Genomic DNA, 5173 nt, shown 5'->3' with positions numbered 1-5173 from the left:
CGTCCAAAAGAGTTTGATGTAGTTGCGACGATGAACTTAAATGGTGACTATATCTCAGATGCACTAGCTGCACAAGTTGGTGGAATCGGTATTGCACCAGGTGCGAATATTAACTACGAGACTGGTCATGCTATTTTTGAAGCTACTCATGGTACTGCACCGAAGTATGCTGGCCAAGATAAAGTTAACCCATCTTCAGTTATCTTATCTGGTACGCTAATGTTAGATCACTTAGGTTGGAGAGAAGCTAGTGAGTTAATCCATAAAGCAATGGATAAGTCAATTGGAAGTAAGGTTGTTACTTACGACTTCGCTCGTCTAATGGATGGTGCAAGAGAAGTTAAATGTTCTGAGTTTGCTGATGAACTAATCAAGAACATGGACTAATAAAAATTTTTTAGTGGAATATTGAGGAGGAGTGCAATGACGATTAAACGTAAGAAAGTATCAGTTATTGGCGCTGGTTTCACAGGGGCAACAACAGCACTGATGATCGCTCAAAAAGAGCTAGCTGATGTAGTGTTAGTGGATATTCCAGATATGGAAGACCCTACGAAAGGTAAAGCACTCGATATGTTAGAAGCTAGTCCGGTACAAGGGTTTGATTCAAACATTGTAGGTACTTCAAATTATGAAGATACATCTAACTCCGATGTAGTAGTCATTACTGCCGGTATCGCAAGAAAACCTGGTATGAGTCGTGATGATTTAGTTGCAACAAACTCTAATATTATGAAGCAAGTAACACAACAAATTGTCAAGTATTCACCAGATTGTTTCATAATCGTATTAACGAATCCAGTTGATGCTATGACTTATTCTGTATTTAAAGAATCAGGTCTACCAAAGAATCGTGTCATTGGTCAGTCTGGGGTATTAGATACAGCTCGTTTCCGTACATTTGTTGCTCAAGAGCTAAATGTCTCTGTTAAAGACGTAACAGGATTTGTACTTGGTGGTCATGGTGATGATATGGTACCAATGCTACGTTATTCATTCGCCGGAGGTATTCCACTTGAAAAATTAATTTCCAAAGAACGTCTAGATGCGATTGTTGAACGTACACGTAAAGGTGGCGGTGAAATCGTTGGATTGTTAGGTAATGGTTCAGCTTATTACGCACCAGCTGCGTCAATAACGGAAATGGTTGAAGCAATATTAAAAGATCAACGGCGTATTTTACCGTCAATTGCATATCTAGAAGGTGAATATGGTTACCATGATATGTACTTAGGTGTACCAACCATTTTAGGCGGAAATGGAATTGAGGAAGTTCTTGAGCTAGACTTAACAGAAGAAGAAAAACAGCAGTTGGACAAATCAGCTGATTCTGTTAAAAACGTCATGCAAGTATTAGCTAATACAGAAGCTTAAAAAAAACATACGATTTAATTATATAGCGATAGACTAACCGTCAATAACGGTGGGTCTATCGCTTTTTCTATTGATAAAAGTTATGAAGTTGATATTTAATTAGTATAAAGGTCTTCCGCAAATACAATGCCTCTTACTGAAACAAGTATTTGATAATAGCTCACAACATCTTGGTTTAGGTTTCGGTTTACAAACAAAATCTATATGACATGTACATTTACATTTGCAAAAACATTTTGGTTTGTGGTGGTGATGGTGATGGTCATGATGGTGTGGCCCATGGTGGTGATGATCGTGACGATGACGCAGCTCATACCCTCTCCCTCCTTTTTTCCTTTTACTATATTCTATAGAATTTCTATAGATTGATTTATATTAAATGTCTAGTTTTTAAGAAAAAATTTCATATAATTTTTTTGCTTTTAAAACTCATACTAATATTAAATGAATTGAAAGGTGGAGCTATTGATGTACTTTGAGCAAAACCATAACTTTGAACCTGGTGATATTGTGTATGTTTTATATCGAAACCCACATGCTCAAGATGTCGCGCAAGTTCAAGAAGCGGCTGTAGTAGAGAATCCAGATCAGCCTGGTGAATTAAACTTATTTATGTATGATACTTACTATCCATTAGATGAAGAAATTGCTATTTTTCCAACAGAAGTAGAGGCGATGCGTGCTTATAATTATCACTTTGGGGAAGATGGTAACTTGTATGGTTAAGCCATTTATGCCAGAGTTAGTATACGTCGAACCAAGGGCAATGGAATATCCTTTAGGGAAGAAATTAATAGACCGTTTTCAAGATATGGATATAGAGATCCGTGAGACGACATCACATAACCAAGTACGTAACTTGCCTGGAGATAACCATTTTCAAAAGTATCGAATGGCTAAATCGACTTTAGTCGTCGGTCTGAGGAAAACGTTAAAGTTCGATACATCAAAACCATCTGCAGAATATGCAATCCCACTTGCTACAGGGTGTATGGGGCATTGTCATTATTGTTATTTACAGACGACTATGGGAAGTAAGCCGTATATTCGAACATATGTAAATGTTGAAGAAGTATTGGAACAAGCAGAAGAATATATGGCTGAAAGAGCGCCGGAAATTACTCGTTTTGAAGCTTCATGTACTTCTGACATTGTTGGTATTGACCATTTAACTCATTCATTGAAGTATGCAATTGAATACTTTGGTGAATCGGAGTATGGAAAATTACGTTTTGTAACGAAGTTCGCGCACGTTGACCACTTGTTAGATGCCAAACATAATGGAAAAACAAGATTTCGATTTAGTATTAACGATGATTACGTTATAAAATATTTTGAGCCTGGTACTTCAAAGTTGGATGAGCGCCTTGAAGCGGCTAGGAAAATTGCAGAGGCTGATTATCCATTAGGCTTTATCGTTGCTCCGATATACCTTCATGATGGATGGAGAGAAGGTTACGCAGAGATGTTTGAGAAGTTGGATAACCAAATTCCTGAGTTTGCAAGAAAGGATTTAACTTTTGAATTTATCCAACACCGCTTCACACAACCTGCAAAAAGAACGATTGAACAAAATTATCCAATGACGAAATTAGAGTTAGATGAGACAAAACGTAAGAAGAAGTTTGGTAAATACGGTATTAGTAAATTTGTTTACAAAGACGAAGAACAAGAGGAAATGAAAAACAAGATGCATGAGTATTTACAAAGACATTTTCCTACAGCAAAATTTGAATACTTTACTTAATAGAAAGCAAAGCACAGTCAATCAGGCTGTGTTTTGTTTTATTTGAATAAGCATTAGAATTATAATTGTTGCATAGCCATGTAATTACGCTACTTATATGGTTGAGAAAGGATTTTTGAACTGCTTTAACGAATTACTTATATTAACCTAAAAATATAAGCATGATGTTTTCATTGTTTACAACAGTTTTATATTATGAAAGTATGGAATACATACAAATACTTAATGATCTTTTAGGGGCTGTATATAATGACAACAAAAGTTTTAATCGTCGATGATGAAGAATCAATTACTACGTTAATAGAACACCATTTAAATCAAGAAGGGTATTTGACGACAATCGTTCATGATGGTGAAAGTGCTATTCAAAGTTTATATAATAATTCTTTTGATTTAGTCGTGCTTGATTTAATGTTACCTGAATTAAGTGGCATGAACGTTTGTGAAAAGATGCGGTCAAATCAAGATGATACTCCGGTCATTATGTTAACAGCAAAAGGTGAAGAAGAGGATAAAATTAAAGGGCTCAATGTTGGAGCAGATGATTATCTTACAAAGCCTTTTAGCCCTAAAGAATTAGTCGCTCGAATTCAAGCTGTTTTAAGAAGGTTAAATCGGGTTGATATGGAAAGCAGAAAAATTATTCATATACAAGATGTAAAAATTCATGAAGATTATTATGAAGTTTATAAACAAGGTGAACATGTAAGCTTCACTCGTAAGGAGTTTGAATTACTGCTATATTTAGCTAAACAAATTGGAAAACCTGTAAAACGAGAAGTATTGCTTAGGGATATTTGGGATTTCGATTATATTGGTGATACACGAATTGTCGATGTTCACATTAGTCATCTTCGTGAAAAATTAGAAGATGATCCTAAAAAACCGACATTAATTAAAACAGTAAGAGGTGTCGGATACAAAGTTGAGGGATAAAGATGAAAAAAATTATTGAAAAAAGAACAATCATTTTATATATCATTTTAAGTATTTTATTTATTGTAGTTATTGGAGCAATTTTTAACCAAATCGCAAAACATTATGTTATTAATTCTTATGAAGGACAGTTGCAATCTAACGGTGAATATATTTCTGAACAATTAGAAATGACATCAATTGAAGCTTTTCAACATGATCTAGTATTTTACCACGAACAATTTAATGTTGATTTGTTTTATGAATCTGAAGTAGATGAACAACTTCTACATACTTTTAATACAACAGAACTTAATGTGATCCGTCAATTAAGAGGTAACTTAGATTATATTGGTGAGGTAGAGCTTATTGAAGGTCGTCTCATCACGACTTATCAACTAGAAGATGGTGAGTTTCTAACTATAGCGACTGAACGATTACCATTAACAGCTTTAAGTACTACGATTTGGTGGGGAGTATTTTTCTTCTCATTATTTGCAACTGTATTGCTATGGAGTTTCGGTAACCGTTTATACGATAGTTATGTTAAACCAGTCATTAAAGCAACCGAGACGTCAAAAGAATTAGTAGATGGAAATTATCAAGCCCGTATCCATGACGCACCATACGGTATTGCTGCTAGCTTAAGTCAGTCAATTAATCGATTAGGGCGTTACTTAGAGTATATTACGTCAAAATATGAAAACCAAAACTCAAGATTAAAAACAGTTGTTAATAATATGGAAAGTGGAGCGCTTCTAATTAATGAGAAAGGTGTTACCCGTCTCGTAAATGAATCATTTTTACAACAGTTCTCAATCGAGAAGACACCCTTTATTGGTGAAATCTATTACGAAGTAGTTGAACAAGATGAATTAAATGAAGTCATTCAAGAAGCAATCTTTACCGAAACAAAACAACATCAATCAATTGAAATGAAGGATGGGCGCTTTGTTGAAGTATTTGTAGCTCCTATTAAAGATCAAGAAAGTTATCAAGCACGTGGTGTAGTAGTCGTTTCACACGATATTACAGATTTAAAGAGGCTTGAACGGGTTAGAAAAGATTTCGTAGCTAACGTATCTCATGAATTACGAACACCTATAACATCGATTCAAGGATTTGCTGAAACGTTAT

6 protein-coding genes are annotated in these 5173 nt (G+C 35.0%); all 6 read left to right on the top strand.

Annotated features, from left to right (window positions below):
* The coding region (locus A194_RS0114385; RefSeq protein ID WP_017187508.1) for an isocitrate/isopropylmalate family dehydrogenase at window positions 1–387 on the top strand (387 nt) is incomplete at its 5' end.
* Window positions 388–423: 36 nt separating this feature from the next.
* On the top strand, window positions 424–1374 hold the full coding sequence (gene mdh, locus A194_RS0114380; protein WP_017187507.1) for a malate dehydrogenase: 951 nt from the start codon (window positions 424–426) through the stop codon (window positions 1372–1374).
* Between the two features lie 468 nt (window positions 1375–1842).
* Window positions 1843–2100, top strand: a complete 258-nt coding sequence (locus tag A194_RS0114375) for a transcriptional regulator SplA domain-containing protein (protein WP_017187506.1) — start codon at window positions 1843–1845, stop codon at window positions 2098–2100.
* Window positions 2093–3121 (top strand): spore photoproduct lyase, encoded by a 1029-nt coding sequence (gene splB, locus A194_RS0114370; RefSeq protein ID WP_017187505.1) that lies wholly within the window; start codon window positions 2093–2095, stop codon window positions 3119–3121. Before A194_RS0114375 ends, splB begins: the two co-directional genes overlap by 8 nt.
* A gap of 249 nt (window positions 3122–3370) precedes the next feature.
* Window positions 3371–4057 (top strand): response regulator transcription factor, encoded by a 687-nt coding sequence (locus tag A194_RS0114365; RefSeq protein WP_017187504.1) that lies wholly within the window; start codon window positions 3371–3373, stop codon window positions 4055–4057.
* A 2-nt stretch (window positions 4058–4059) separates the two neighbouring features.
* The coding region (locus A194_RS19520) for a histidine kinase dimerization/phospho-acceptor domain-containing protein (RefSeq protein WP_017187503.1) at window positions 4060–5173 on the top strand (1114 nt) is incomplete at its 3' end.

It is taken from the genome of Alkalibacillus haloalkaliphilus C5 (assembly GCF_000269905.1).
GTDB classification, from domain to species: Bacteria; Bacillota; Bacilli; order Bacillales; family Alkalibacillaceae; genus Alkalibacillus; species Alkalibacillus haloalkaliphilus_A.
Note: the sequence above shows the minus strand (reverse complement) of the source record. Positions and strands in the feature narration are given on the sequence as shown.

Bases quoted from the DNA above. Each gene is read 5' to 3' on its own strand.
- mdh (WP_017187507.1), top strand. From the start codon at position 424: ATGACGATTAAACGTAAGAAAGTATCAGTTATTGGCGCTGGTTTCACA.
- A194_RS0114375 (WP_017187506.1), top strand. From the start codon at position 1,843: ATGTACTTTGAGCAAAACCATAACTTTGAACCTGGTGATATTGTGTAT.
- splB (WP_017187505.1), top strand. From the start codon at position 2,093: ATGGTTAAGCCATTTATGCCAGAGTTAGTATACGTCGAACCAAGGGCA.
- A194_RS0114365 (WP_017187504.1), top strand. From the start codon at position 3,371: ATGACAACAAAAGTTTTAATCGTCGATGATGAAGAATCAATTACTACG.